Annotated in this window: 27 protein-coding genes; 16 read left to right on the top strand and 11 right to left on the bottom strand. The window is 62.7% G+C overall.

What is annotated here, in order from left to right; genetic code table 11:
• Positions 1 to 46: 46 nt before the first annotated feature.
• Positions 47 to 298, top strand: a complete 252-nt coding sequence (locus FJ418_RS26285) for a hypothetical protein (protein ID WP_246683216.1) — start codon at positions 47 to 49, stop codon at positions 296 to 298.
• Between the two features lie 244 nt (positions 299 to 542).
• Here FJ418_RS26285 and FJ418_RS26280 read toward each other — a convergent pair whose 3' ends face one another.
• Positions 543 to 1,211 (bottom strand): outer membrane protein, encoded by a 669-nt coding sequence (locus tag FJ418_RS26280; RefSeq protein ID WP_140870638.1) that lies wholly within the window; start codon positions 1,209 to 1,211, stop codon positions 543 to 545.
• Positions 1,212 to 1,369: 158 nt separating this feature from the next.
• Here FJ418_RS26280 and ade point away from each other — a divergent pair, with 158 nt between their 5' ends.
• Positions 1,370 to 3,187 (top strand): adenine deaminase, encoded by a 1,818-nt coding sequence (gene ade / locus FJ418_RS26275; protein ID WP_140870635.1) that lies wholly within the window; start codon positions 1,370 to 1,372, stop codon positions 3,185 to 3,187.
• Positions 3,188 to 3,193: 6 nt separating this feature from the next.
• On the opposite strand, the gene FJ418_RS26270 is transcribed toward ade, so the two are convergent.
• Both FJ418_RS26270 and FJ418_RS26265 read right to left on the bottom strand, forming a co-directional pair.
• Positions 3,194 to 4,357 (bottom strand): alpha/beta hydrolase, encoded by a 1,164-nt coding sequence (locus FJ418_RS26270; RefSeq protein WP_140870633.1) that lies wholly within the window; start codon positions 4,355 to 4,357, stop codon positions 3,194 to 3,196.
• A 106-nt stretch (positions 4,358 to 4,463) separates the two neighbouring features.
• The gene (locus tag FJ418_RS26265) at positions 4,464 to 5,540 is read right to left on the bottom strand and encodes an alpha/beta hydrolase (RefSeq protein ID WP_140646134.1); all 1,077 of its coding nucleotides are present in this window, start codon (positions 5,538 to 5,540) and stop codon (positions 4,464 to 4,466) included.
• A 232-nt stretch (positions 5,541 to 5,772) separates the two neighbouring features.
• Between FJ418_RS26265 and ilvA the strand changes: the two genes are divergently transcribed.
• Positions 5,773 to 7,029, top strand: coding sequence for a threonine ammonia-lyase IlvA (gene ilvA, locus FJ418_RS26260; RefSeq protein ID WP_140870630.1), 1,257 nt, complete (start codon positions 5,773 to 5,775; stop codon positions 7,027 to 7,029).
• Entirely contained in the window at positions 7,026 to 7,586 is a 561-nt protein-coding gene (locus tag FJ418_RS26255) for a DUF1697 domain-containing protein (protein ID WP_140870627.1), read from the top strand. The genes ilvA and FJ418_RS26255 overlap by 4 nt, the downstream gene beginning before the upstream one ends.
• 89 nt (positions 7,587 to 7,675) lie before the next feature.
• Here FJ418_RS26255 and FJ418_RS26250 read toward each other — a convergent pair whose 3' ends face one another.
• Together FJ418_RS26250 and gloA are read right to left on the bottom strand one after the other, a co-directional pair.
• On the bottom strand, positions 7,676 to 7,963 hold the full coding sequence (locus FJ418_RS26250; RefSeq protein WP_140870625.1) for a DUF2218 domain-containing protein: 288 nt from the start codon (positions 7,961 to 7,963) through the stop codon (positions 7,676 to 7,678).
• A 123-nt stretch (positions 7,964 to 8,086) separates the two neighbouring features.
• Complete coding sequence (gene gloA, locus FJ418_RS26245; protein WP_140870622.1) at positions 8,087 to 8,527, bottom strand: lactoylglutathione lyase; 441 nt, start codon at positions 8,525 to 8,527, stop codon at positions 8,087 to 8,089.
• Positions 8,528 to 8,786: 259 nt separating this feature from the next.
• On the opposite strand from gloA, the gene FJ418_RS26240 reads away from it, so the two are divergent.
• The 4 genes from FJ418_RS26240 (at position 8,787) to FJ418_RS26225 (ending at position 10,961) form a co-directional block, all read left to right on the top strand.
• Complete coding sequence (locus FJ418_RS26240; RefSeq protein WP_140646193.1) at positions 8,787 to 9,380, top strand: cold-shock protein; 594 nt, start codon at positions 8,787 to 8,789, stop codon at positions 9,378 to 9,380.
• Between the two features lie 114 nt (positions 9,381 to 9,494).
• A complete protein-coding gene (locus FJ418_RS26235; protein WP_140650966.1) occupies positions 9,495 to 9,989 on the top strand; it encodes a DUF192 domain-containing protein in 495 nt (164 codons plus the stop codon).
• A gap of 16 nt (positions 9,990 to 10,005) precedes the next feature.
• Positions 10,006 to 10,773 (top strand): alpha/beta hydrolase, encoded by a 768-nt coding sequence (locus tag FJ418_RS26230; RefSeq protein ID WP_140650963.1) that lies wholly within the window; start codon positions 10,006 to 10,008, stop codon positions 10,771 to 10,773.
• A gap of 23 nt (positions 10,774 to 10,796) precedes the next feature.
• Entirely contained in the window at positions 10,797 to 10,961 is a 165-nt protein-coding gene (locus tag FJ418_RS26225) for a hypothetical protein (protein WP_140650960.1), read from the top strand.
• A gap of 34 nt (positions 10,962 to 10,995) precedes the next feature.
• On the opposite strand, the gene speB is transcribed toward FJ418_RS26225, so the two are convergent.
• Positions 10,996 to 11,961 carry an agmatinase gene (gene speB, locus FJ418_RS26220; protein ID WP_140783270.1) on the bottom strand — a complete coding sequence of 322 codons (966 nt, stop codon included), beginning with the start codon at positions 11,959 to 11,961 and terminating at the stop codon, positions 10,996 to 10,998.
• A 94-nt stretch (positions 11,962 to 12,055) separates the two neighbouring features.
• Positions 12,056 to 12,661 (bottom strand): hypothetical protein, encoded by a 606-nt coding sequence (locus tag FJ418_RS26215; RefSeq protein WP_140870619.1) that lies wholly within the window; start codon positions 12,659 to 12,661, stop codon positions 12,056 to 12,058.
• Positions 12,662 to 12,782: 121 nt separating this feature from the next.
• Here FJ418_RS26215 and cysE point away from each other — a divergent pair, with 121 nt between their 5' ends.
• Complete coding sequence (gene cysE, locus FJ418_RS26210; protein ID WP_140870617.1) at positions 12,783 to 13,631, top strand: serine O-acetyltransferase; 849 nt, start codon at positions 12,783 to 12,785, stop codon at positions 13,629 to 13,631.
• 150 nt (positions 13,632 to 13,781) lie between these two features.
• Positions 13,782 to 13,985: a DUF3126 family protein gene (locus FJ418_RS26205; RefSeq protein WP_027166457.1), complete on the top strand. Its 204-nt coding sequence runs from the start codon at positions 13,782 to 13,784 to the stop codon at positions 13,983 to 13,985.
• A 134-nt stretch (positions 13,986 to 14,119) separates the two neighbouring features.
• Here the strand turns inward: FJ418_RS26205 and FJ418_RS26200 are convergent, their stop codons facing one another.
• The gene (locus tag FJ418_RS26200) at positions 14,120 to 14,707 is read right to left on the bottom strand and encodes a hypothetical protein (protein ID WP_140870614.1); all 588 of its coding nucleotides are present in this window, start codon (positions 14,705 to 14,707) and stop codon (positions 14,120 to 14,122) included.
• Positions 14,708 to 15,051: 344 nt separating this feature from the next.
• Between FJ418_RS26200 and clpP the strand changes: the two genes are divergently transcribed.
• The 4 genes from clpP to hupB all read left to right on the top strand — a co-directional run bounded on the left by clpP (position 15,052) and on the right by hupB (position 20,409).
• On the top strand, positions 15,052 to 15,687 hold the full coding sequence (clpP, locus tag FJ418_RS26195) for an ATP-dependent Clp endopeptidase proteolytic subunit ClpP (RefSeq protein ID WP_140646123.1): 636 nt from the start codon (positions 15,052 to 15,054) through the stop codon (positions 15,685 to 15,687).
• Between the two features lie 291 nt (positions 15,688 to 15,978).
• On the top strand, positions 15,979 to 17,253 hold the full coding sequence (clpX, locus tag FJ418_RS26190; protein ID WP_140646122.1) for an ATP-dependent Clp protease ATP-binding subunit ClpX: 1,275 nt from the start codon (positions 15,979 to 15,981) through the stop codon (positions 17,251 to 17,253).
• Between the two features lie 275 nt (positions 17,254 to 17,528).
• Positions 17,529 to 19,940 carry an endopeptidase La gene (lon, locus tag FJ418_RS26185; RefSeq protein ID WP_140646121.1) on the top strand — a complete coding sequence of 804 codons (2,412 nt, stop codon included), beginning with the start codon at positions 17,529 to 17,531 and terminating at the stop codon, positions 19,938 to 19,940.
• 196 nt (positions 19,941 to 20,136) lie between these two features.
• Entirely contained in the window at positions 20,137 to 20,409 is a 273-nt protein-coding gene (gene hupB, locus FJ418_RS26180) for a DNA-binding protein HupB (protein WP_027166452.1), read from the top strand.
• 69 nt (positions 20,410 to 20,478) lie between these two features.
• On the opposite strand, the gene FJ418_RS26175 is transcribed toward hupB, so the two are convergent.
• Positions 20,479 to 21,501 carry an aldo/keto reductase gene (locus FJ418_RS26175; RefSeq protein WP_140857107.1) on the bottom strand — a complete coding sequence of 341 codons (1,023 nt, stop codon included), beginning with the start codon at positions 21,499 to 21,501 and terminating at the stop codon, positions 20,479 to 20,481.
• A 176-nt stretch (positions 21,502 to 21,677) separates the two neighbouring features.
• Here FJ418_RS26175 and FJ418_RS26170 point away from each other — a divergent pair, with 176 nt between their 5' ends.
• A complete protein-coding gene (locus FJ418_RS26170) occupies positions 21,678 to 22,244 on the top strand; it encodes an SIS domain-containing protein (RefSeq protein WP_140870612.1) in 567 nt (188 codons plus the stop codon).
• Between the two features lie 3 nt (positions 22,245 to 22,247).
• On the top strand, positions 22,248 to 22,991 hold the full coding sequence (locus FJ418_RS26165; protein ID WP_140709720.1) for a creatininase family protein: 744 nt from the start codon (positions 22,248 to 22,250) through the stop codon (positions 22,989 to 22,991).
• A gap of 47 nt (positions 22,992 to 23,038) precedes the next feature.
• On the opposite strand, the gene FJ418_RS26160 is transcribed toward FJ418_RS26165, so the two are convergent.
• Together FJ418_RS26160 and FJ418_RS26155 are read right to left on the bottom strand one after the other, a co-directional pair.
• On the bottom strand, positions 23,039 to 23,956 hold the full coding sequence (locus FJ418_RS26160; RefSeq protein ID WP_140857105.1) for a carbohydrate ABC transporter permease: 918 nt from the start codon (positions 23,954 to 23,956) through the stop codon (positions 23,039 to 23,041).
• Positions 23,957 to 23,965: 9 nt separating this feature from the next.
• On the bottom strand, positions 23,966 to 25,081 hold the full coding sequence (locus tag FJ418_RS26155; protein ID WP_140646116.1) for a sugar ABC transporter permease: 1,116 nt from the start codon (positions 25,079 to 25,081) through the stop codon (positions 23,966 to 23,968).
• Positions 25,082 to 25,169: the final 88 nt, after the last annotated feature.

Genomic DNA, 25,169 nt, shown 5'->3' with positions numbered 1-25,169 from the left:
TACAAAGCTCTCCAAACCGATCTCATTAGCGTTTGTCTGCGAGCATGTGGCCGGCTTTGATGGTGGAACCATGCGTGGGGCGGGCTGGATCAGAGGGCTACGGGAGGCGGAGGCGCGGCAGCTGCGCTCCGAGATCGATCGGCTCGAGCGGGGACTGATCGAGGCCGCCAATTCGAAGGCCAAATGGAACCTGCATGAAGTCGCGCACACGCTGCGCTGGCAAAAAGCGCGGCTGCGGCGGCTGGAGGAATGCCTCGAGGCGATGCCGGAGGGAAAGACCGTCTCGCGCCGATCCTGACCGGTCGCCCGCAACCTTTCGGCGAAGCATATCAGCCATGTTCGTCCGCTAGGTGGCAAAGTGGCGCGATCGCGGAATTACGGATTGCTGAAGGAGCGCTAGGTTTGGCCACGCGGCGGATCGATCCGCCGAGGCCGGCGTCTATCAGGCCCCTACCCATTCCCCCGCCCCCTGCGGGCGCCGGCCACCTGAATTTTCAAGAGATGCTGGAGAGGTGTTCCGCATCGTCGCGGCGCCACAAGCCTCAGAATTTATAGCTGAAATTCACGCCAAGCGTCTGTAGCTTCACGTCCTGATCGCGGTCGGCGAAGGTGTCCGGCGCATCGAAATGCTCCTTGCCGAAATCGTAGTAGCGGTATTGCGCTCCGACGACGACATTGTTGGTCAAGGCATAGTCGACGCCGGCGCCGAGCGTCCAGCCGGTGCTGGTGCGGGTTCGGGCAAAGGCCGAGCCTGCCGCTGCCTGCGAGGTTTCGATGCCGGCGAAAGCGACGCCGCCGATGCCATAGATCAGCACGCGATCCATGGCGTAGCCGGCCTTGGCATTGATCGATCCGAACCACTTGACGTCGGTGCCGAATGTGTTTCCCGGCCCGGCGTCGGCGGTGCCGTCGATCGACGCGTAGTTGAGATCGGCCTCGGCGCCGATCACAGCCTGGTCGAACTGCCAGAGCCCCGCGACATGGCCGCCGACGAAACCGCCGTTGATGTCGGGCTTCACCGAAAATGGGCCGCCATCATCGCCGGTGATTTCGGACCGGCCCCAGCCATAGCCGGCCTGCATGCCGGCATAATAGCCGGTCCAGTCGAAGCCGGCTGCGGTCATCGGCAGATCGCTACCCAGATCCGCCGCCCGGGCAGATCCGGACAGCAGGGCAAGAAAGCCGGCACTGGCGAACGTCAGTCGACGCATCGAGCGCTCCGAAATGGCGGTTTCGAACAACTCCTCGCAACAGACTAGCTCCATTCGCCACGAAACGGAATTGCATCTCTGCAACAGTGGTTTACGACCTGACGCTCTGGCTCCGGACGCCGACATTTGCCAAAGTGGCCCATGCAGAGGACTCGCCGATGACGAACGCCAAGCCGACAAGCGCCGCAAAGCCAAAGCCGTGGACGGAGGTGGCGACACATCTGGTCGACGTCGCGATGGGCCGAAAGCCGGCCGATCTGGTCATCCGCAACGGTCGCTGGGTGAACGTCCATTCGGGCGAGATCATCCCCGGCACCGATATCGCGATCGCCGTCGGCCGTTTCGCCTATTGCGGGCCGAACGCCGGCCATGCCATCGGGCAGGGGACGAAGGTCGTCGATGCCGGCGGGCGCTATCTGGTGCCCGGCCTTTGCGACGCGCACATGCACGTCGAGAGCGGCATGGTGACGGTGACGGAGTTCTGCCGCGCGGTCATCCCGCATGGCACGACCTCGATGTTCATCGACCCGCACGAGATCGCCAATGTGCTTGGATTGCCGGGCGTGCGGCTGATGCATGACGAGGCGGTCGCGATGCCGATCAACGTGCATGTGCAGATGCCGTCCTGCGTGCCCTCGGCGCCGGGGCTGGAACATGCCGGCGCCGAATTGACGGTCGCCGACGTTGCCGAGGCCATGACCTGGGAAAACATCATCGGCCTCGGCGAGGTGATGAATTTCCCGGGCGTCGCCGCCAACGATCCGGTGATGTCGGGCGAGATCGCCGAGACGGTCAAGGCCGGCAAGACGGTCGGTGGGCATTATGCATCGCCTGATCTCGGCCTGCCGTTCCATGGCTATGTCGCGGGCGGGGCGGAGGACGACCATGAAGGCACGCGCGCCGAGGATGCGATCGCGCGTGTGCGCCAGGGCATGAAGGCGATGCTGAGGCTGGGGTCGGCCTGGTACGACGTCGCGGCGCAGATCAAGGCGGTGACGGAAGGCGGCATCGACCCGCGTAGCTTCATCCTGTGCACCGATGACAGCCATTCCGGCACGCTCGTGCATGAAGGCCATATGGACCGGGTGGTGCGGCACGCCATCAGCCAGGGCCTGAAGCCGGTGACGGCGATCCAGATGGCGACGCTCAACACCGCGCAGCATTTCAGGCTGGAGCGCGAGATCGGCTCCATCGCGCCCGGACGGCTCGCCGATCTGCTGATCGTTTCGGACCTTGCCCAGATGACCATAGATGAAGTCTATGCCCGCGGTGTCCGGCTGGCGAAGGGCGGCAAGCTGGAGATCGACATTGCGGCCTATGACTATCCGCAATCGGCGAAGAATACGGTCAAGCTCGGCAAGAAGCTCGCGGCGAAGGACTTCGACATTTCCGCGCCGCAGGGCGCCAACGAGGTGCGGGCGCGGGTGATCGGCGTGATCGAGAACCAGGCGCCGACGCGCGCTCTGGAAGCCGACCTGCCGGTCGAGGACGGGCTGGTCGCCATGGATCGCCGCAACGACGTCTGCCAGATCGCCCTGGTCGAGCGGCATCGCGGCACCGGCGGCGTCACCAACGCCTTCGTTTCCGGCTTCGGCTATGTGAAAGACTGCGCGATGGCGTCCAGCGTGGCGCATGACGCGCACCACATCATCGTCGTCGGCACCAACAAGGAGGACATGGCTTTGGCCGTCAACCGGCTGAGCGAGGTGGGCGGCGGCGTCGTGCTTTATTCCAAGGGCAAGGAACTGGCGCTGGTCGAGATGCCGATCGCCGGCCTGATGTCCGACGAACGCGCCGAGATCGTCGCGGCCAAGGCCGAGCAACTGACCGAGGCGATGCGCAAGGTCGGCTGCTCGCTCAACAACGCCTATATGCAGCACTCGCTGCTGGCGCTGGTGGTCATTCCGGAACTCAGGATCTCGGACGTCGGCCTTGTCGACGTGACGACGTTCCAGAAGGTCGATCTTTTTATCTAGGGCAAGTCATCCGCCGGTGGCGATGGTCAGCACCTTGAACGGCGTGGTGATGACGACCTCGGCGACCGAGCCGACCGCCTTGCCAAGGCCCTGGCCGATATTGTTGAGCTGCGCCGGGTCGGGCTCGTCCGAAGCAAGCCCGGCCGGCGTGCGCAGCCGGTTGCCCAGCAGTTGCACCAGGATCGGGTTGTCGGCGAATTTGGCATGGTTCAGGCCGCCGTCGCCGCCCTTGGCTTGGGTCAGGTCGACGACCGTCACGCCATAATTGGCGAGATCGGCCGCGTTGCCGTAGTCGCCGACGCGCGGCTTGTCACCGGAAATGAAGCTCGACAGCTTCAGCGCGCGGTCGTCGCCCGAAAGCAGGATGGCGAAGGGCTTGTCGGGCTTGCCGTAGCGGATCATCTGCTTCTTGAAGACATCGACGTCGATGTCGGGCGAGGCGAGGATGACATAGCCGAGCTTGCCGCCGAGATCGCGGTCGCCGGTGATGGCGAGCTGGCGCAGCGCTTCCATCGTCAGCCAGGTGCCCATCGAATGGGCGATGATGTCGATGCTCTTGACCTTCGTCTTGGCAAGCATCCGCAGCGTCGCCTCGAGGTCGTCGCGCGCGGCGGTCGAACTGTCCTTGTCGTAGATGTAGCCGGTCGCCTTGGCGCTCGACGCCCATGAGAACAGCACCGGCGTACCCGGATATTTGGTGTCGTGCGCGATCTGCGTGATGCGGTAGATGCCGTCGTCAAAACCGTTGTTGAAGCCGTGCACGAACACCAAGGCGCGGTCGCCGCGCATAGAAATGTCGGCGCCGACCGCCTTGGCGAATTGCCGCGCGTCGCCATAGTGGACGACATCGGTGGCGGTGAACTGCTTGGCCGGGTTAGAGTCGGCCGAGCCCTTGGCGCGCTCGATCGCGCCGACCTGATGGATCTTCGGCACGGTGACGTCGACGCGGGCATAGAGGGTGGTCAGCGAACGGTCGCCGTCGAAGACCTGGCGCGGATCCTTGGTCGCCTGCTGGCGGGTCGTGGCGACGAAGATCTCGTGTGTGCCGGCTATGTCGGAGGCAGGCGCCGCGACCGCCTTGCGGTTGAGCAGGTCATGCGTGGGACCGGCGCAGCCGGCGAGGGCGAGCGTGAAGGCAAGGCCGACAACGATCTTCACATGCACAGTCACCCGGGATCCCCCAAGGGCGGCAACCTCTCTTGCTACTCCGATAAAGCCAGAGAGCGGCCGGGTCCAGTTCAAAGTCCCTGCGGGCACGGAACCCGCACCGATACGGTTACTGCGCAGCCAACTGACGGATGCGGTCCGTCACATCACGATCGCTGGCAAAGCCATCGTCCTCGCGCAGCCGCTGTCCGATCATCTGCACCATCATAGGATTGTCGGCGAATTTGGTGTGGTTGAAGCTGTCAGCGCCCTTGACCTTGGAAAGGTCGACCACTGTGACGCCATAGGAGGCGAGGTCGGCGGCATCCCGATAATCGCCGACGCGCGGCCGCGAGCCGGCGATCAGGCCGGAGAGCCTCAGCGCCCGATCGTCGTCCGACAGGAGCAGGATGAAGGGCTTGTCCGGCTTGCCGTAGCGGCGCATCTGGCTCTTGAAGACGTCGACATCGATGTCGGGCGAGGCGAGCACGACGTCGCCGAGCTTGCCGCTGAGATCGCGGTCGCCGGTGATGGCGAGCTGGCGCAGCGTCTCCATCGTCACCCAGGTTCCCATCGAGTGGGCGACGATGTCGATGCGCCGGGCGCCGGTCTGCGCCAGCATCCGCAACGTCACTTCCAACTGGTCGCGGGCGGCGGCGGCGCTTTCCTTGTCATAGACATAGTCGGTGGTCTTGGCGCCGGAAGCCCAGGAGAACAGCACCGGCGTGCCCGGATAGCCGGAATCGTGGACGATCTGGGTCAGTCGGTAGACGGCGTCGTCGAAGCCGGTGTTGTAGCCATGGACGAAAACCATGACGCGGCCGCCACGGGCGTCGATGTCGGCGTTGAGGGCGCTGGCGAATTTCGGCTGCGTGTCGTAGCCGACGACTTCGGAGGCCATGAAATACTTCGTCGGGTCGTTCGACTTGCCGCGCGAACGGCGCTCGATCTGGCCGGTCTGGTGAATGGGGGGAACGGTGACGTTGACACGCGCATAGTTGAGCGTCGCCGAGCGTTCGCCGTCAAAAACCTTGTTCGGGTCGTCGGAGCGCTTGCGGGTCGTGGCGATGAAGATCGAGTGGTTGCCGGCGATCTCGGTCGCCGTCGTCGGCACGACGACGCTGCCCAGGATTTCCTGCGTCTGGTGGCCCGCGCAGCCTGCTATCAGCAGGGCAAAGGCAATGATCAGAATTGTCTTCAACCGCACGTCGACACTTTCACTGCAATTCCACCGCAGCCACAATTGGCTGTCCACCTCCGCGGAAACCTCCCGGACAGCCGAAGTGCGGCTAAAGTAAGTCGCGTCCAGCGGAAATCCGCTCCGTGCCGCGCGACCGTCATCGCAGTGTTGCGCGAAAGCCAAAAGGGCGGCAGGAAGGTCTGCCGGCACGGGACATGGCTGTCCTGGCGTACCGCCGAGACCAAATGAGGGACTTCTGTTGAACAGCTTCTCTTCTCGCGTCGCTGCTGCCGCCGAGGCGATCCGCGAAATCTTTCCGGAAACGCCGCTGCAGGAGAACGACTATCTGTCGAAGAAGACAGGCGCCCGCATCCTTTTGAAGCGCGAGGACCTGACGCCGGTGCGTTCCTACAAAATCAGGGGCGCCTTCAACTTCTTCCGCAAGACGCTCGCCGCCGGCAACAATGCCGAGCTGTTCGTCTGCGCCTCGGCAGGCAATCACGCCCAGGGCTTTGCCTTCGTCTGCCGCCATTTCGGCAAAAAGGGCGTCGTGTTCATGCCGGTGACGACGCCGCAGCAGAAGATCGACAAGACGCGGCTGTTCGGCGGCGATTTCGTCGAAATCAGGCTGGTCGGCGACTTCTTCGACGATTGCTATCGCGCCGCCTTCGAATTCACGGAGGCCGCCGGCGCGCATATGGTGCCGCCCTTCGACCACAAGGACATCATCGAGGGCCAGGCGACGGTCGCCTACGAGATCGCGGCCCAGATGCCGAGCGCCCGCGTGCCCGACATCGTCATGCTGCCGGTCGGCGGTGGCGGACTGGCTGCCGGGGTGACGCATTATTTCGCCGATCAGCATCGCGATCCGCGCTTCGTGTTCTGCGAGCCGGCGGGCGCGCCAAGCCTGCGTGAGAGCCTTGCCGGCGGCAAGCGGGTCAAGCTCGCCAAGGTCGACAATTTCGTCGACGGCGCCGCGGTGGCCGAGATCGGCCGGGAGCCGTTGCGCCATCTCAAGGACTTCACCGCCGATGCCGTCCGCCTCGTCCCGGAGAACCGGCTCTGCGCCACCATGATCGAGATGCTCAATGTCGAGGGCGTCGTGCTGGAGCCTGCCGGAGCGCTGGCGATCGACGCGCTCAAGGATTTTTCGCGCAAGGAAATCAGGGGCAAGACCATTGTCGCTGTCGTCTCCGGCGGCAATTTCGACTTCGAGCGGCTGCCGGACGTGAAGGAGAGGGCGCTGCGCTTCGAGGGGCTGAAGAAGTATTTCATCATCCGCTTCCCGCAACGGCCGGGCGCGCTGCGCGATTTCCTCGAAATGCTCGGCCCCGACGACGACATCGCCCGCTTCGAGTATCTGAAAAAGTCGGCGCGCAATTTCGGTTCGGTGCTGATCGGCATCGAGACCAAGGACAGGCGCAATTTCGACCTGCTGAAAGCCAATTTCGACGCCGAGGGCGTGCAATATCAAGACATCACCGACAACGAGACGCTGGCGGGGTTCATCATATGAGCGCAAAAAAGAGCACGGTCTTCGTTGCGCTGTTTTCCGGCATCAATGTCGGCGGCAACCGCATCGTCAAGATGGCGGAGCTCAAGGCCTTCTTCGAAAGCCTCGGTTTCGCCGACGTCGCGACCTATGTGCAGAGCGGCAATGTCGTGTTCCGGGCGAAGAAGGAGGACGCGGCGACGCTGACCAGGGAGATCGAGGCGGCCTTCGAGAAGAAATGGGGCTTTCATTCGCGCATCATGTTGCGCGATGTCGGCTGGTTCGAGCGGCTGGTGAAGGACAATCCCTATCCCGAGGTCGCCGGCGAACCGACCAAGCTCCATGCCTATGCGTTGGAGCGCGAGCCGACCGCAGAGGAGACACAGCGGCTCTCCGACAAATGCACCGGCCCCGAACGCTTCGAGATCAAGGGCGACGTGCTTTACCTGCATGCGCCGGACGGGCTCGGCAAATCGGTCTTCGCCAATCTCATTGCGCGCACGCTGAAGGTGCCGGGCACGGCACGCAACTGGCGCAGTGTGATGGCGCTGCTCGAAATGGCCGGCAAGGCCGGCGGCTGACCAATCATTGTGCGCAATTCCGGACGGAAGGCTACGGCGAAGTCGCCGAGCCTAGCCGCGAAGCACTTTTCCTGGAATTGCTTCGGAACTTAAGCGGCCTTTTGCCAGTCGAAGCTCAATTCCTCGCGGAAGGCGAAGCGCTTGATATGGTCGGCGACCACGCTCTCCAGCCGCCCCAGCGAAGCTTCGTCGTCGGCGGCCAGAGCGATGTGCAGGGCCTTGTCGTCGGCGTCCATCACGGTGCGGCCGATCGAGAGCTGGACGGCGCCGTGCTGCGGGTCGAACTCGACCGGGAATTTATGCGACCAGTGCTTGCAGAGCTGCTGCAGGTAGCGGCTGGCATGTTCGGTGGCGACATCGGCGCGGCTGATCGGCATGAAATTCTCCTGGCGGATGAAGAAACGCCAGCCTGGATGAGGCTGGCGCCAGTTGCAGATAGATAGGCAAGGCCTGGCGGAATGCCAGCGGTCGCCGGTCAAATCGGCGCCGGATCGCCCGCCTTACCAAGCCCCCGTGTTCGGCATCGAGGCCCATGGTTCGGCCTTGGCCTTGGCCGGGCCTTTCTGCAGCAGTTCGATCGAGATGCCGTCCGGCGAGCGGATAAACGCCATGTTGCCATCGCGCGGCGGACGATTGATGGTCACGCCATTGTCCATCAGCTTCTGGCAGGTGGCGTAGATGTCGTCGACCTCGTAGGCGAGATGGCCGAAATTGCGGCCGCCCTTATAGTCTTCCGGGTCCCAATTGTAGGTCAGCTCGACCAGCGGCGCCTTTTCGTTGATGCCGCTCTGCTCGTCTTCCGGCGCGGCGAGGAAGACAAGCGTGTAGCGGCCCTGCTCGTTCTCGTAGCGGCGCACCTCCTTCAGGCCGAGCTTGTTGCAGTAGAAATCGAGCGACTGGTCGATATCGGCGACGCGGACCATTGTGTGCAGGTAACGCATGGCGGCTTCCTCAAAGTGTTGGGTTGCGGGGCACCATAGGGGCCGTCCGGGGAAAGGGCAATCGTCCGACAATAGCGGCGGCGCGATCGATTTCAGGCCTCGCGATTTCGGATTCCGGAAGCGCCGGCAAACGACATTTCAGCCTTTCCGGTGCTGAACGGTGAAAAAAGGCACGTCAGCCCTTGCACACCCCGGAAGTCGCAGTGTTAATCTCTTGGCAAGAATCAGTTGCGGTTCAGTTGAAAAGGGGGGCATTCTTATGGGGGAAAAAGCCTCTTTTACGAGGCGGGACGGAAGCCTTGACGACGCCTTGCAGCGGGACAATGGCGGCGACCCCGCCGAGCTTGTCGAAATCGCCGGCGCTATCAAATGGTTCGACGTGGCGAAGGGCTACGGCTTCATTCTTCCGGACGACGGCGTCTCGGGCGATATTCTCCTCCATGTGACTTGTCTTCGAAGGGACGGCTTCCAGACGGCGCTCGAGGGCGCGCGGGTCGTCTGCCTGGTCAAACAGGGCGAGCGCGGCTTGCAGGCTTTCCGCGTCCTTTCCATGGATGCCTCGACGGCTGTCCACCCGGCAGAGCAGGAACAGCGCACCCACGTTACCGTCAACCCGGAGAGCGGCCTCGAGCGGGCCTTGGTCAAGTGGTTCAACCGCACCAAGGGTTTCGGCTTCCTGACGAGGGGCGAGGAGACAGAAGATATCTTCGTCCACATGGAGACGCTGCGGCGCTACGGCATAACCGAGCTCCGGCCCGGGCAGGTCGTGCTCGTCCGCTTCGGACGCGGCGACAAAGGCCTTATGGCCGCCGAAATCCACCCCGATATGGGCACCTTGTCGGTCTCGCACTGAGGGCTTCTCGACGCAGTCGAAAGGTCCCTTTGCCGCGGCGCGACCATCTTGTCCGAAAACCGGTTCCACTTGTCCGGATCATGGTTTAGGACGAGCGTCTGGACGAGGTAACCCATGGCTCATCGCAATTGGCTGACCGCGGGCGTATTCTGCGCCGCGATCGTTTTCGCCGCCTGTTTCATCGCTGCGAAGCCGAGTTCGGCGGATGCGATGCTGCTGCCGGTCGACCGGACGCCGCTTGTGGTGTCGACCGGTTCGGGCGAGCGTTCCTTCTCCATCGAGATCGCCGATACCTCCGCCGAACGCGAGGCGGGACTGATGTTTCGCCGGACCATGGCGGACGATCACGGCATGTTGTTCGTCTTCGAAAGAACGGATGAGGTGGACTTCTGGATGAAGAACACGCCGATGGCGCTCGACCTCATCTTCATCGGCCAGGACGGCAGGATCAAAGCCATCAAGCGCGGCGAGCCCGAATCCGAAGCGATCATCTCGCCGGGACAACCCGTGCGCTTCGTGCTCGAACTCAAGGCCGGCACAGCCGCCCGGGATGGCATCAAGGAAGGCGATCTATTGCGCCACCCAGCTATTGGCACTGGCGCCAACTGAAAAAGCAAATCTGCCGATGCAGTTCTTTTCCCATGACGGTTTCGAACTCGCCTATCTCGATCGCCAGCCGGCCTCGGGGCAGGGCGGCCCCGTGCTGATGATCCACGGCTTTGCCTCCAGCCACTATGTCAACTGGGTCTCGCCGGGCTGGTTCAAGACGCTGAACGACGCCGGCTACCGGGCGATCGCCTTCGACCATCGCGGCCACGGCTCGTCGTCGAAGAGCTATGACGAGGCCGACTACACGCCGCAGAAGATGGCTTCCGACGCGGCCGCGCTGCTCGATCATCTCGGTATCGAGCGCGCCCATGTCATGGGTTATTCGATGGGCGCGCGCGTCTCGGCTTTCCTGGCGCTCTCCGATCCGGAGAAGGTGGCGACGCTGGTGTTCGGCGGTTTGGGCATCGGCATGGTCGACGGCGTCGGCGACTGGGATCCGATCGCGGCGGCCCTGTTGGCGGAAGATCCGTCCCAAACCACGCACCCGCGCGGCCGCTCCTTCCGCGCTTTCGCCGACCAGACGCGCAGCGACCGTCGCGCGCTCGCGGCTTGCATCGCGAAGTCGCGCGAGTTGCTCAGCGAGGACGACATGGCGCGCATCGCCCAGCCGACCCTGATCGCGGTCGGCACGAAGGACGACATCGGCGGTTCGCCGGACGAACTTGCGGCGCTGATGCCGAACGCAAGGGCTTTTCACATCGAAGGACGTGACCACATGCTCGCCGTCGGCGACAAAAGCTTCAAGCAGCGCGTGCTCGAGTTCTACGCCGAAAACCCGCTCTAAGCCCGGCTTTTCAAGGAAAGCGATTGGGGCCGTTCCTGCTCGACCGGGCGTTGCGCTCGGCGTGGTCGCACGGCCCGCAAAGGCTTTGGCTTCACACCGATACCTATGATCATCCGGCTGCCCAGTCGGTTTACGGGCGCGCGGGATTCAGAGGCTACGCCGAGAGGATCGAGACCTTTCCGGATTAGTCGGAAGGCGCTGCGCGCCTTTTCTGGAATCGCCCTAGTCGCGGGCTCTCCTGTCGGCGAGGGATCTAGCCATGACGCACAGCAGCTCGAACATCATCGTTGCGCCGGCCAGCGCCGTCATGCCGGCAAGATCGAACGGAGGCGCGACCTCAACGACATCGGCGCCGGCGAAATTCAATCCGTCCAGCAATCGAACCATCTCCTGCGCCTCGCGCGTCGTGAAGCCACCGAGTTCCGGCGTACCGGTGCCGGGGGCCATGGACGGATCGATGCAATCGATGTCGAACGTCACATAGGTCGGGCTGTCGCCGACAAGATCGCGCGCTTCCTGCATGACGGAAGCGGCGCCGCGTCTGACGAACTCTTCCATATAGATGATGCGCACGCCCTGTGACGTTGCCCATTCGTGCTCGCCGGGCTCGTAGATCGAGCCTCTGATGCCGATCTGGACAACCCGCTTGGGGTCGAGCAGGCCTTCCTCGATCGCGCGGCGGAAAGGCGTTCCGTGCGTATAGGGATTGTCGCCGAAGTAACGATCGTTGGTGTCAGAATGCGCGTCGAAGTGAACCATGCCAACAGGCGCCTTGCGGGCCACGGCCCGCAGAACCGGCAGCGTTGTCAGATGGTCGCCGCCGGCGGCCAGCGGCAGGGCACCGTCCGCCACGATCGCGGCAATGCCGTCCTCGATGCGCTTCAACCCGTCCAGCAGGTTGATGGGATTAACCGACAGATCGCCTACGTCGGCGACATTGGCGATGCTGAACGGTTCGGTTCCCGAGACGTGGTGGACGCGACGCATCAGGCTCGACTGGTTCCTGATTTCGCGCGGGCCGTGGCGCGCGCCGGCCCGGTTGGTCGTGCCGCCATCCCATGGAATCCCGACAAGGGCGATGTCCAGCCCTTTCGCGGTCGGTACGGCCGGCAGCCGCATGAAGGTGGAAAGCCCGGCAAATCGCGGTACCTGCGCGGCGTCGACGGGTTGGTGGAAGCTGTTTTCCATGCTGGCGGCCATTCCGGAGCGGTTCACGTTCCGTAGTGATCGCAGGGCCTGGAATTCAGGCATAGGGGCAAAGCCCAGCGGGAGTATGGGCCTATCAGCGCTGGTCTTGCAGGGCTTGCAGGGAACGGCCGAGATTTTCCTTCGCCTGCGCCTCGAACCGATCCCGGAACTCCGTCGTATGGAAGATGTGCTGGCGGGCCAGGAAGCTCTTGAGGACGGCGGCTCGACCGGCGCGCCACATCGGCTCCTCCACCCAGCCATATTCCCGCCGGACCGCGTTCTCATAGGCATCGAAGACCGCAGGTCTGGCGCCGAGGATCGCCAGATCCATGTCGAGCAAAAGAGCTGCATCGTTGAGCGCGTCCTCGTCGCGGAACGGCGGCAACTGGTGGGTGGCGGTGGCGTTGATCATGGCCGCGATGCAAGCGAGGCGATGGGGGTTGGCGCGTCCGGCGAGCCTTTTCTCGGCCAGTTCGGCGCTTTTTGCCTCATTATCCTTGGCGCGGCTGTCATAGATGGCGTCGTGGAACCAGATCGCCGCTTCGACGGCCTCCGGGTCATCCAGAAGGTGCCGGTATTCGCTTGCCAGCGCCAGCATCGCTTCGATGTGAGCCAAGCCGTGATAGTGGCGATCCGCAGCCTGGTAGAGCGCTGCAAGCTCGCTTTTCAGCGCTTCGTCGATCAAGGGTTCGTTTTCCATCGTCGCTTGAATCTGCGTGAACCATGTCCATTTGACAAAGCACTAAGGAAAATTGAGTTCAACCGTGGTATGATCTAGCCTATATGTGCCGCCGCAGAATGAGTAAGGCCGGAGAGCGTCGATGAACAGCGTTACGATTGCCCGTCCCAGCATGGTGCAGCCGGTCGATCCGATCTGGCGGTCGATCCGCGACGAGGCGATGGAGGCCGTGAACCGCGATCCGCTGCTCGCGGCGTTCCTTTATTCGACCATCCTCAACCAGGAGAGCCTGGAAGAAGCGGTGATCCACCGGCTTGCCGAACGGCTGGCGCATCAGGACATAGGTTCCGATCTCATCCGCCAGACCTTCAAGGCGATGCTGGACGACGATCCGGAGTGGAGCACGACGGTTCGCGTCGACATCCAGGCCTATTACGACCGCGATCCGGCCTGCGACCGCTTCATCATGCCGGTTCTCTATTTCAAGGGTTTTCACGCGATCCAGACGCACCGGCTGGCGCATTGGCTGTGGAACCAGGGTCGCAGGGACTTCGCGCTCTACCTTCAGAGCCGTTCGTCCTCGGTGTTCCAGACCGACATCAATCCGGCCGCCCGCATCGGCAAGGGCATCTTCCTCGACCATGCCACGGGCCTGGTCGTCGGCCAGACGGCCGTCATCGAGGACGACGTGTCGATCCTGCACGGGGTGACGCTGGGTGGCACTGGCAAGGCCAGTGGCGACCGCCATCCGAAGATCCGCCGCGGCGTGCTGATCGGCGCCGGCGCCAAGATCCTCGGCAATATCGAGGTCGGTCATTGCTCGAAGATTGCCGCCGGTTCGGTGGTGCTGTCGCCTGTGCCGCACAACAAGACGGTCGCCGGCGTGCCCGCCCGGGTCGTGGGGGAAACCGGTTGCGACCAGCCTTCGCGGCAGATGGACCAGCTCCTGCCGTCGCAGAGCATGGACCACGTGGTCAGCTTCGACATCTGATTTCCGCCGTCGTCGGGAACCGCCGAAATCCGGCCGCCGGTTTTCGGCCGACTTGTCCTATGCAATTGTGCCGGCTTGCCTTTACATGGCCATTGTTGGCGTGTCAGAAGCGCCTTCCAACGCACGAGGCCGACATTTCGGAGAAGACTTTTGAAGCCTGACGAAATCAGAAAGCTGGACGCCTATTTCAAGCGCGTCTTCCAGAACCCCAAGCTGCAGGTCAAGGCGCGTCCGCGCAAGGAAGACTCGGCTGAGGTCTATGTCGGCGACGAGTTCCTCGGCATCGTCTTCAAGGACGAGGACGACGGCGACTATAATTTCTCGATGGCCATTCTCGACATCGACCTGGCCTAAGCCAGCAACAGCTCTGGCCGAGGCGCGGAACACCGCCGCCCGGCCGGTTGCAGCCCACAGGTGAAATTCCGCCTAGGGCTTTGTTTGACGCATTTCCGAACGGAAAACCGCGAAGCACTTTTCCTGAAATTGCTCTAATCCTGGCAGTGCCGCGGGATATGCACCCGCCGCCAACGGGTCGAGCCTTCCCGCACCACCACTCGCCGCGCCACCGTCCCGTATGAAGGCGGGATTTCCCGGATGCGGACTTGCTGCGGCCGCACCAGCACTTCGTGGGCAACCGCTTCATATTCCGCCGGCTGAACGACGCGCCGGACGCGCTCCGGCTGGACCACTACCGTTTCGGCGACGCGCGCGTAGCGGGCCTTGCGCCATACCTTGCACAGCACCTTGCGGCCGTGGATGACGCGCCACTCCCAGGCATAACCGCCATCGTCGACCTTGACCGTGTGGTAGACCGTGCGTGTCACCGCAGGCACCGTCTCATAGGTAACGCGCGCCGGGGCGATCTGGTCCACGCTTTGGTAGGTGCCGTAGATCGGCGCGTCGTAATCGACCGCCTGTCCGCCGGGGCTCACCATCACATCCTCGTAAACGGTGTCGTAGAGCGCCGGCCTGTGGATCGGCTCATAGCATTCGAGCGCGCGGCCGCCGGCGGCGGTTTCAGAGACGGTGGCAAGCATCGCGACTGCCGCCAGCGATGCGGAGCTTTTGCGGATCATGACATTCCCCCGTTGAAAAAGGACGCCTTCACAACGCAGGACTGTAGCGGAAGCTCCGGGGGCGGACAGCGATTTCAAGGCTTTTCGTTAAGCGGCGCGGTTAAGGAATTGCTACCTTGCGAATGGCTTTGGTCGCCAAGCTGGACCGGGCCCACCTCATGGGGGCAAGCCGCCCGTGCTTTGCAGGCTTGCCGCGCTTTACTCGACTTGACCAGATGGCTAGGAGAGGCGGCCTTGCGCTAGGGTGAGCCGACATCCTATTTAGGTCGTAACCAATCCAGAACGATTCCGCGCGATTGCTGATATACCGAGGCGCCGGAATCCATCTCCAACAAGGGTAGTCCATGAAGAACCCCGTTGAAACCTACATGAACCTCGTTCCGATGGTGGTCGAGCAGACCAATCGCGGCGAGCGTGCCTATGACATTTTCTCGCGCCTCTTGAAGGAACGCATCATCTTCATCACCGGTCCGGTCGAGGACGGGATGGCGACGCTGGTTTGTGCACAGCTTTTGTTCCTCGAGGCGGAAAACCCCAAGAAGGAAATAAACCTCTATATCAACTCGCCGGGCGGCGTCGTCACCTCGGGCATGGCGATCTACGACACCATGCAGTTCATCAAGCCGGCGGTGTCGACGCTCTGCATCGGCCAGGCCGCGTCGATGGGTTCGCTGCTTCTGACCGCCGGCCACAAGGACATGCGTTTTGCCACGCCGAACGCCCGGATCATGGTCCATCAGCCGTCCGGCGGCTTCCAGGGCCAGGCTTCGGACATCGAACGTCATGCGCAGGACATCATCAAGCTGAAGCGCCGCTTGAACGAGGTCTATGTCAAGCACACCGGCAAGAGCTATGACGAGATCGAGAAGACGCTCGACCGCGACCATTTCATGACCGCGGACGAGGCCAAGGACTTCGGTCTGATCGACAAGGTCATTTCCAGCCGCGAAGCCGTCGAGACAGCCACGGCTTCCGCCTGAGCATCGACGGCAAATGGCAGCATAACGCGGTTTTGGCGCGTCTTGCGGCATTTCGGCCACATTTGGCTGTTCCCACAGGCGTTGGGATTGCCTACGTTAAGGCTATGTTGATTTTCGACGGCTTAGCTTTGCGTGGGGTTGCTGCGAATCATTGCCGCGTTTTCTGATTTGTGTTTCGTACGGAATGCGCTGTGTGAGCCGGGACACTGGCGGTGGCGGATTCCCGCGATAGATTGGTGAGACGTCACTCAAAGCCAGACCACCGGCGGGCGTTGGTGAAAGGACAGAAAAATGAGCAAGGTCAGCAACGGCGGCGGTGATTCAAAGAACACGCTTTACTGCTCGTTTTGCGGCAAGAGCCAGCACGAAGTCCGCAAGCTGATCGCCGGGCCGACGGTCTTCATCTGCGACGAGTGCGTCGAACTGTGCATGGACATCATCCGCGAGGAGAACAAGACCTCGATGGTGAAGTCGCGCGAAGGCGTGCCGACACCGCAGGAAATCCTCAAGGTCCTCGACGACTACGTCATCGGCCAGCCCTACGCCAAGCGCGTGCTGTCGGTGGCGGTTCACAACCACTACAAGCGCCTGGCGCATGCCGGCAAGAGCAACGACGTCGAGTTGGCCAAGTCGAACATCCTGCTGATCGGTCCGACCGGCTGCGGCAAGACGCTGTTGGCGCAGACGCTCGCCCGCATCATCGACGTGCCGTTCACCATGGCCGACGCCACGACACTGACCGAGGCCGGCTACGTCGGCGAGGACGTCGAGAACATCATCCTGAAGCTGTTGCAGTCAGCCGACTACAATGTTGAGCGGGCGCAGCGCGGCATCGTCTATATCGACGAAATCGACAAGATCTCGCGCAAGTCGGACAATCCCTCGATCACCCGCGACGTGTCGGGCGAGGGCGTGCAGCAGGCGCTCTTGAAGATCATGGAAGGCACGGTGGCTTCCGTGCCGCCGCAGGGCGGCCGCAAGCATCCGCAGCAGGAATTCCTGCAGGTCGATACCGCCAACATCCTGTTCATCTGCGGCGGCGCCTTCGCGGGTCTCGACAAGATCATCTCGGACCGCGGCCGCAAGACCTCGATCGGCTTCGGCGCGACCGTCGCCTCGCCCGAGGATCGGCGCACCGGCGACCTGTTCCGCCAGGTCGAACCGGAAGATCTGCTGAAATTCGGCCTGATCCCGGAATTCGTCGGCCGTCTGCCGGTCCTGGCGACGCTGGAAGACCTCGACGAGCCGGCGCTGATCCAGATCCTGACCGAACCGAAGAACGCACTGGTCAAGCAATATCAGCGGCTGTTCGAGATGGAGAATGTCGACCTGACCTTCCACGAGAACGCGCTTTCGGCGATCGCCAAGCGCGCCATCGAGCGCAAGACCGGTGCCCGCGGCCTGCGCTCCATCATGGAAGCGATCCTGCTCGACACCATGTTCGAGCTTCCGGCGCTGGAAGGCGTGCGCGAAGTGGTGATCTCGGAAGAGGTGGTGTCCGGCAACGCCCGGCCGCTCTACATCTATTCCGAGCAGAAGGAAAAGAAGGGCAATGTCAGCGCCTGAAATGGCGTTTGACCCCATAATTTTCATGGAACGGCGCCCGCGTGGCGCCGTTTTGCTGTGAAAGGCGGGAAGGCATGCGATGGAACGGGTCGAGCGACCGTGTTAACCCTTGATCTTTGCCTCGGCTGCATCCACCTAACAGCAGAAGGCCGAGGCGCCGAATTCTGTGCTGTAAAACTCCCGTCACAAACGGTGGTAGGCGGAACGACACTCGGTCGTTAATATGAGATTCGCGGTTGGCTAAAATAAGCGTCCGCGACATGAAAGGTTGGACAATGGCCAAGATATCCAAGGCTTCCGGCGACGGCGTTTTCGCAGTCCTCCCACTGCGCGATATCGTCGTGTTCCCGCATATGATCGTTCCGCTCTTCGTGGGCCGTGAAAAGTCGATCAAGGCGCTGGAAGAGGTGATGGGTCAGGAAAAGCAGATCCTGCTCGCCACCCAGATGAATGCAGCCGACGACGATCCTGAGCCCGATGCGATTTTCGACATCGGCACGCTCGCCAATGTGCTGCAGCTCTTGAAGCTGCCCGACGGCACCGTGAAGGTTCTGGTCGAGGGCGCCTCGCGCGCCAAGATCGTCTCGTTCACCGACCGCGCCGATTTCCACGAAGCCCGCGCTACCGCGCTCGCCGAACCGGAAGAGGAAGAGGTCGAGATCGAGGCGCTTGCCCGCTCGGTCGTCACCGACTTCGAGAATTACGTCAAGCTGAACAAGAAGATCTCGCCCGAAGTGGTGGGCGCCGCCAGCCAGATCGACGACTATTCCAAGCTCGCCGATACGGTTGCCTCGCATCTCGCCATCAAGATCCCCGAGAAGCAGGAGATGCTCGCCACGCTTTCCGTCAAGGAGCGTCTGGAGAAGGCGATGGGCTTCATGGAAGCCGAAATCTCCGTGCTCCAGGTGGAAAAGCGCATCCGTTCGCGCGTCAAGCGCCAGATGGAAAAGACGCAGCGCGAGTACTACCTCAACGAGCAGATGAAGGCGATCCAGAAGGAGCTCGGCGAGGGCGAGGACGGCCGCGACGAAGCCGCCGAGATCGAGGCGCGCATCAAGAAGACCAAGCTCTCCAAGGAGGCCCGCGAAAAGGCGGAAGCCGAATTGAAGAAGCTGCGCTCGATGTCGCCGATGTCGGCTGAATCGACGGTGGTGCGCAACTATCTCGACTGGCTGCTGTCGATCCCGTGGGGCAAGAATTCCAAGGTCAAGCAGGACCTGGCCTTCGCCCAGAACGTCCTCGACACCGATCATTTCGGCCTCGACAAGGTCAAGGAGCGCATCGTCGAGTATCTGGCCGTGCAGAGCCGGCAGAAGAAGCTGAAGGGGCCGATCCTGTGCCTCGTCGGTCCGCCCGGCGTCGGCAAGACCTCGCTCGGCAAGTCGATCGCCAAGGCCACCGGCCGCGAGTTCATCCGCATGGCGCTCGGCGGCGTGCGTGACGAGGCCGAGATCCGCGGTCACCGGCGGACCTATATCGGCTCGATGCCCGGCAAGGTCATCCAGTCGATGAAGAAGGCCAAGAAGTCCAACCCGCTCTTCCTGCTCGACGAGATCGACAAGATGGGCCAGGACTTCCGCGGCGATCCGTCTTCGGCCCTGCTCGAGGTGCTCGATCCCGAGCAGAACTCGACGTTCATGGATCATTACCTCGAGGTCGAATACGACCTGTCGAGCGTGATGTTCGTGACGACGGCGAACACGCTGAATATCCCTGCGCCCCTGATGGACCGCATGGAGATCATCCGTATCGCCGGCTACACCGAGGACGAGAAGATCGAAATCGCCAAGCGTCACCTGATGCCCAAGGTGATCCGCGACCATGCCCTGCAGCCGAACGAATTCTCGGTCGGCGAGGACGCGATCCGCGGCATCATCCAGACCTACACGCGGGAAGCCGGCGTGCGCAGCCTGGAGCGCGAGCTGATGAAGCTCGGGCGCAAGGCGGTGACCGAGATCCTGCGGACGAAGAAGAAGACGGTGAAGATCACGGCGGACAACCTCGCCGATTATCTCGGCGTGCCGCGCTTCCGCTTCGGTCAGGTCGAGGCGGACGATCAGGTCGGCGTGGTCACGGGTCTTGCCTGGACGGAAGTCGGCGGCGAGCTGCTGACGGTCGAAGGCGTCATGATGCCCGGCAAGGGCCGCATGACGGTGACCGGCAATCTGCGCGACGTCATGAAGGAATCGATCTCGGCGGCGGCATCCTATGTCCGCTCCCGCGCTATCGATTTCGGCATCGAGCCGCCGCTGTTCGACAAGCGCGACATCCACGTCCACTTGCCGGAAGGCGCGACTCCGAAGGACGGCCCGTCCGCCGGCGCCGCGATGGCCACGGCCATCGTGTCGGTGCTGACGGGTATTCCGGTGCGGGCCGATGTGGCGATGACCGGCGAGATCACGCTGCGCGGCCGTATCCTGCCGATCGGCGGCCTGAAGGAGAAGCTGCTCGCGGCACTGCGCGGCGGCATCAAGAAGGTCCTGATCCCGGAAGAGAACGTCAAGGATCTGGCGGACATTCCGGACAATGTGAAGAACGGCATGGAGATCGTCCCGGTCTCGCGGGTCGGCGAGGTGCTCGCGCATGCGCTGACCAGGATGCCGGAGCCGATCGAGTGGGTCGAGCCGGTCAATGCGCCCGCTCCGGTCGACAGCGGCGACGATGCCGGAAAGTCGCTTGCTCATTAGTATTTGCTAACATTGCAGCGCACAAAGAGAGAGCCGGGCCTTGAGCCCGGCTTTTTCATGTGAAAAAGCCATGAAAAAATGGAAAAAAGCCCGGAATTCCGCGGTTTTCGGCTTGGGTTCCGGAGCGCTTCTTTCTAAAGTCCGTTTCCTGCCGGATGAGTCGTAAGTTCCGGTTTTCTCATGGAAGGGAATTTTTATGAACAAGAACGAACTGGTGTCCGCCGTCGCCGACTCCGCAAGCATTTCGAAGGCTGATGCGCAGTCAGCCGTCGATGCGGTGTTCTCCGTGATCACTGGCGAACTGAAGAAGGGCGGCGATGTCCGGCTTGTCGGCTTCGGAAATTTCACCGTGTCAAAACGCGCTGCTTCGACCGGCCGCAACCCGCAGACCGGCGCGGAAGTGAAGATTCCGGCCCGCACCGTGCCGAAGTTCTCGGCTGGCAAGGGCCTCAAGGACGCGGTCAACTAAGACCTTTTCTTTTAAGAGCAGAAAAGCCGGGCTTGCCCGGCTTTTCTTTTTTCGGCTGTTCGCAGCGGCTCAGGCAGTCGGCGCGTCGGCGCGCATCAGGCCTTCCTGTTTCAAATCCACCCAGAGCGCCGCAGGTATTTTGGTGTTGAGCAGCGCCCGGTTGCTTTCGACCTCGGCTGGCCGCTGGCCCCCGGGGATTACCGACATCACCGAAGGATGCTGCAGCGGGAACTGCAGGGCCGCCTCGATCAGGCGCACGTCGTGGCGCTTGCAGACGGCTTCGATGCGCGCCACGCGATCCAGGATCTCCTTCGGCGCCTCGCTGTAATTGTAGAAGGCTCCGAGCTTCGGTCCGGTCGCAAGCACGCCGGAATTGTAGGGGCCGCCCAGCACGATACCGATGCCGCGCTTCTGGCAAAGCGGCAGGAAGGATTGCAGCGCCTCCTGCTCGAGCAGCGTGTAACGGCCGGCGAGCAGGAACAGGTCGAAGTCGCCGCGTTCGGCGAGGGTTTGAGCGACCTGCCACTCGTTGATGCCGCCACCGAAGGCCTTGATGACGCCCTGGTCGCGCAGCGAAAGCAGCCCGTAATAGCCCGACGACATGAACTCCTCGATGCGGGCGTCGGAGGCCTCCTTGCTGCCATGGGTGAAGACGTCGACGTCGTGGACGAAGAGGATGTCGATGCGGTCGACGCCCAGACGCTCCAGCGAGGCCTCGAAGGAACGCATGACGCCGTCATAGCTGTAGTCGTAGACTTCCCGGCGCGACGGCGTGTCGAAGAACTTGCCGATGCCGGTGCGCTGGTCAGGCGCAGAGACGCGCATGATGCGGCCGACCTTGCTCGACAAGACATAGTCGTCGCGCTTCCTGCCGCGCAGGAACGGGTTGAGGCGGGTTTCAGACAGGCCAAGGCCGTAGAGCGGGGCCGTATCATAGTAGCGGCATCCGGTCGCCCATGCCGCCTGCAGGGTGGCGTTGGCGTCCTCGTCGGAGATGGCGCGGTAGAGATTGCCGAGCGGCGCCGTGCCGAAACCGAGCTCGGTGAAGGTGATGCCGCCATTGCCGATGCGGTCGAAATGCCGTGTCTTCATGTCTGACGATGTCCCGGAGCGATTTGTCTGACTTGACACTATCACGCTCGTGGCCCAGCAAAAGTGCCGAGGCTCGTTGGACAGCGATTTTCGCGGTGGTAGCATAAACAAAACAAGCCTTTCGCGGCAGCACATCACAAAGCCAAGCGATACCTCCGCAGGCAGGGTGAGCCATCATGACCAAAGCCGGATCAGGTATGTTCGCGACCGCGCTGAATGAGCTTGGCGCGGTGCTGGCGCGCACGGATGAAGCCCAAATCGACGCCGCCTGCGCAATGCTTGCCGGCGCCGGCAGGATCGCCGTCCATGGCTGCGGCCGCGAGGCGCTGCAGGTCAAGGGCTTCGCCATGCGGCTCTACCATCTCGGCCTGTCGGTCTCGGTCGTCGGCGACATGACCACGCCGCCATTGGGGCAGGGCGATGTCTCCCTGGCGAGTTCAGGGCCGGGCGAGACCACCACGGTGCTGACCTTGATGCGGGTTGCCCGCGCGGCTGGGGCAAAGGTGCTGCTCTTGACCGCAGAACCGGAAGGCAGCGCCGCGAAGTTTGCCGACTTCACGCTGCTCATCCCGGCGCAGACGATGGCCAGCGATCAGGGCGCCGCCCGAACCTCGGTGCTGCCGATGGGCTCGCTGTTCGAAGGCGCATTGTTCCTTTTGTTCGAAATCATGGTGCTGAAGCTCAAGGCGCTGACCGGGGCGACACCGGAAGCGATGCGCGCCAGGCACACCAATATGGAGTAGGGGATGCGCTACGAGCTGATGCTGCCGCACCAGATCCGCAAGGCGATCGAGGAGAACTGGCCGGTCGTTCTGCCGCTCGGCGTGCTCGAATACCATGGCGAGCACATGGCAGTCGGCATGGACACGCTGGCCGTCATCAAGACGGTGGAACTGATCGAGCAGGAGAGGGACATCGTCATTTTGCCGCCCTTCTACTACGGCGCGGCAAGCTATGCGGTGGCTCCGCCGGAAGGCAGCGGCTCGGTGCAGGTCGGCGGTCCGGCGCTTTCGCCTTTCGCGGAGGAATTGTTCTACGGCCTGCTGCGCATCGGCTTCCGCAACATCCACGCCATCATCCATCATCAGACCGAGAATTTCGCGGCCGGCATGCCGACCGATCTCGCCTTCAAGACCGCCGGCCGGCAGGCGATCTTTCGCTTCCTCGAAAAGGAGCGCGGCGAGGGCTGGTGGGGCTCGAACACCATGGCCGACTACTATGCCGGCCACGCCCAGGGCGAGAATGTCTTCAACTGGGTGCAGGTGCATCCGCTGATGCCAGCCGCGATGAACGGCAAATACCCGTTCGACCATGCCGGCATCGGCGAGACATCGCTGATGCTAGCCCTATGCCCGGAGGCGGTGGACGAGAAGCATTTCGCCGACAACACCGGCTGGTACACTAAAGGCGCCGCGGAAGCCTCCGCGGGTCTCGGCAAGATCGGCGTCGCCATGATCCTCGACCATTTGCGGTCGATCCTGCAGGCCTAGCTCTCCCTTCTCCCACAAGGGGTCACAAGGGGAGAAGGGGAAGGCGCCTATTTCACCGAGCCGGCCGTCATGCCCATGATCAGATAGCGCTCGAGCGCGATGCCGATGATCGCCAGCGGCGTGATCGCGGCCGTGGCCAAGGCCGCCATCGACCACCAGTTGATGCCTTGCGAGCCGGTCTGGCTCGCCACCATGACGGGGATTGTCTTGGCGTCCGTCGACGTCAGAAGGGCGGCGAAGAAATACTCGTTCCAACACAGCACCATCGCCAGGATGAATGCGGCGACCATGCCGGGCAGGGCGATCGGCATGACGATGCGGAAGAAGGCGCCCCAGATCGACAGTCCGTCGACCAAAGCGGCCTCCTCCAATTCGACGGGAATAGAGTTGAACTGGTCGCGCATGATCCAGATGACGATCGGCAGCACCATCAGCGTGTAGAGGAGCACAAGCCCAATGCGCGTATCGAGGAGGGCGACTTCGCGGTAGAGCACCAGGAAGGGGAGCGCCAGCACGACCGGCGGCAGGATCAGTTGCGACAGGAAGAAGAAAGAGATGTCCTCGTTCTTGAACCAGGCGAATTTGTAGCGATAGCGGGTGAGGCCATAAGCGGCGAGGCTGCCGATGATGATGGCGAGGCCCGATGCCCCGACAGAGGTGATGACGGAATTCATGAACCGTTTCAGAAATTCGTCGCGCACGGTCGATGTCTGGAAGATCGAATCCGGCGACAGGCCGAGCGAGCGCCAGCCTTTCCAGTCCGGCTGGAAGTCGACGAAGGGAATGAGATGCCCTTGCGTGACGTCGACCGCCGATTTGAACGAGGTGGTGATCGTCCAGTAGATCGGGAACAGACAGACGAAAGCCCAGAAGATAAGCGCGCCATAGATGAAGACGCGGCTGGCGATGAAGGCCGCCGGCGAGCGGATTTCGGAAACGGTGTAGTCGGTGGTCTGGACGCTCATGACGGCCGCTCAGTTGACGTTGCGCACGAAGCGACTGGCGAATTTCAGCAGCCAGGTCACGAACACGACGATGATGATGAGATAGGCCATGGCCAGCATGGTGCCGTAGCCGACATTCGAGCGGTCCCGATATTCGCGATAGATGAAGCTCGACACGGAATCGGTGGCGCCGCCGGGGCCGCCGGAGGTCAAGGTGATGATGATGTCGGCGAGCTTCAGCTTGAAGATGATGCGCAGGATCACGGCCGTCACCGACACCGGCAGCATCAGCGGGAAGGTGACCTGCCAGAAGGTCTGCCATGCGGTTGCGCCGTCGACGCGGGCGGCTTCCAGAACCTCGCGCGACATCGCCTGCAGGCCGGCAAGCAGCATGATCATCATGAACGGGATGAAGGTCCAGGCGTCGAGCATCATGATCGAGATGCGGGCGGTGATCGGATCGGAGAAGAAGGCGGGATTGTCCCAGCCGAGATGGCGCGCCAGCGTCGCCGCCGGTCCGAACCGGTATTCCATCAGCGACTTGCCGACCATCCAGGACACCGCGACCGGCGACAGCATCAGCGGCAAAAGGAAGACGACGCGGAAGAATTTGCGGGCGCGGATCTGCGCGTTGAGCAGCAGCGCCAGGCCGAAGGCGATGACATATTCGACCAGCACCGCGAGCACGTAGAGCACCATGTTGAACAGCGCATTGCGGTAGTAGGGATCGGCCAGCATCTGCCAGAAATTGTCGAGGCCGTTGAACCTGCGTCCGGTAAACGAGCTGAGGTTCCAGTCGGTGAGCGCGATGTAGAAGCCGAACAGGGTCGGGAAGATCACCATGGCGATGGTGAAGAGCAGCGCCGGCAAAAGGAACAGCGCGCGCTGCCCGTCCTCGCCACGCGTCAGCACCTGCCAGGCGCCGAGCGCTGCGCCCCACAAGATGTAAGCGTAGATCACCGGTCGCCAGGTGTCGAAACCGACCGTGGACATTTCGGTCTTGTAGAGGACCTGCACGATGATGATCGCCAGCAGGCCAAGCGTCGCGAGGGCCAGCAGGCCCCAGCCGAGGCGCTTGCGGCCTGCCGGGATCAGATCGGCCGGATTCGCCGGCCACGCATTCGCGGTCGAAATCTGCTCAGCCACGCCTCTCGCCTTCTAAGGTTTGTTGATATTCAGGATTCCCATCTTGGCTTGGTCGTGATTCAAGCTTTTGATGGAACGATTCGTGCTG

Origin of the sequence: Mesorhizobium sp. B2-8-3 (genome assembly GCF_006440815.1) — a bacterium.
Taxonomy (GTDB): Bacteria; Pseudomonadota; Alphaproteobacteria; order Rhizobiales; family Rhizobiaceae; genus Mesorhizobium.
This window is presented reverse-complemented; position numbering and strand designations above follow the sequence as displayed.

Excerpts from the sequence above, each read along its gene's own strand:
- FJ418_RS26230 (WP_140650963.1), top strand. The coding sequence starts at position 10,006 with ATGCAGTTCTTTTCCCATGACGGTTTCGAACTCGCCTATCTCGATCGC.
- cysE (WP_140870617.1), top strand. The coding sequence starts at position 12,783 with ATGAACAGCGTTACGATTGCCCGTCCCAGCATGGTGCAGCCGGTCGAT.
- FJ418_RS26280 (WP_140870638.1), bottom strand. The coding sequence starts at position 1,211 with ATGCGTCGACTGACGTTCGCCAGTGCCGGCTTTCTTGCCCTGCTGTCC.
- ade (WP_140870635.1), top strand. The coding sequence starts at position 1,370 with ATGACGAACGCCAAGCCGACAAGCGCCGCAAAGCCAAAGCCGTGGACG.
- clpX (WP_140646122.1), top strand. The coding sequence starts at position 15,979 with ATGAGCAAGGTCAGCAACGGCGGCGGTGATTCAAAGAACACGCTTTAC.
- lon (WP_140646121.1), top strand. The coding sequence starts at position 17,529 with ATGGCCAAGATATCCAAGGCTTCCGGCGACGGCGTTTTCGCAGTCCTC.
- FJ418_RS26170 (WP_140870612.1), top strand. The coding sequence starts at position 21,678 with ATGACCAAAGCCGGATCAGGTATGTTCGCGACCGCGCTGAATGAGCTT.
- clpP (WP_140646123.1), top strand. The coding sequence starts at position 15,052 with ATGAAGAACCCCGTTGAAACCTACATGAACCTCGTTCCGATGGTGGTC.
- gloA (WP_140870622.1), bottom strand. The coding sequence starts at position 8,527 with ATGCGTTACCTGCACACAATGGTCCGCGTCGCCGATATCGACCAGTCG.
- FJ418_RS26215 (WP_140870619.1), bottom strand. The coding sequence starts at position 12,661 with ATGGAAAACGAACCCTTGATCGACGAAGCGCTGAAAAGCGAGCTTGCA.
- FJ418_RS26165 (WP_140709720.1), top strand. The coding sequence starts at position 22,248 with ATGCGCTACGAGCTGATGCTGCCGCACCAGATCCGCAAGGCGATCGAG.
- FJ418_RS26200 (WP_140870614.1), bottom strand. The coding sequence starts at position 14,707 with ATGATCCGCAAAAGCTCCGCATCGCTGGCGGCAGTCGCGATGCTTGCC.
- speB (WP_140783270.1), bottom strand. The coding sequence starts at position 11,961 with ATGGAAAACAGCTTCCACCAACCCGTCGACGCCGCGCAGGTACCGCGA.
- FJ418_RS26160 (WP_140857105.1), bottom strand. The coding sequence starts at position 23,956 with ATGAGCGTCCAGACCACCGACTACACCGTTTCCGAAATCCGCTCGCCG.
- FJ418_RS26255 (WP_140870627.1), top strand. The coding sequence starts at position 7,026 with ATGAGCGCAAAAAAGAGCACGGTCTTCGTTGCGCTGTTTTCCGGCATC.
- FJ418_RS26175 (WP_140857107.1), bottom strand. The coding sequence starts at position 21,501 with ATGAAGACACGGCATTTCGACCGCATCGGCAATGGCGGCATCACCTTC.
- FJ418_RS26235 (WP_140650966.1), top strand. The coding sequence starts at position 9,495 with ATGGCTCATCGCAATTGGCTGACCGCGGGCGTATTCTGCGCCGCGATC.
- hupB (WP_027166452.1), top strand. The coding sequence starts at position 20,137 with ATGAACAAGAACGAACTGGTGTCCGCCGTCGCCGACTCCGCAAGCATT.
- FJ418_RS26240 (WP_140646193.1), top strand. The coding sequence starts at position 8,787 with ATGGGGGAAAAAGCCTCTTTTACGAGGCGGGACGGAAGCCTTGACGAC.
- FJ418_RS26250 (WP_140870625.1), bottom strand. The coding sequence starts at position 7,963 with ATGCCGATCAGCCGCGCCGATGTCGCCACCGAACATGCCAGCCGCTAC.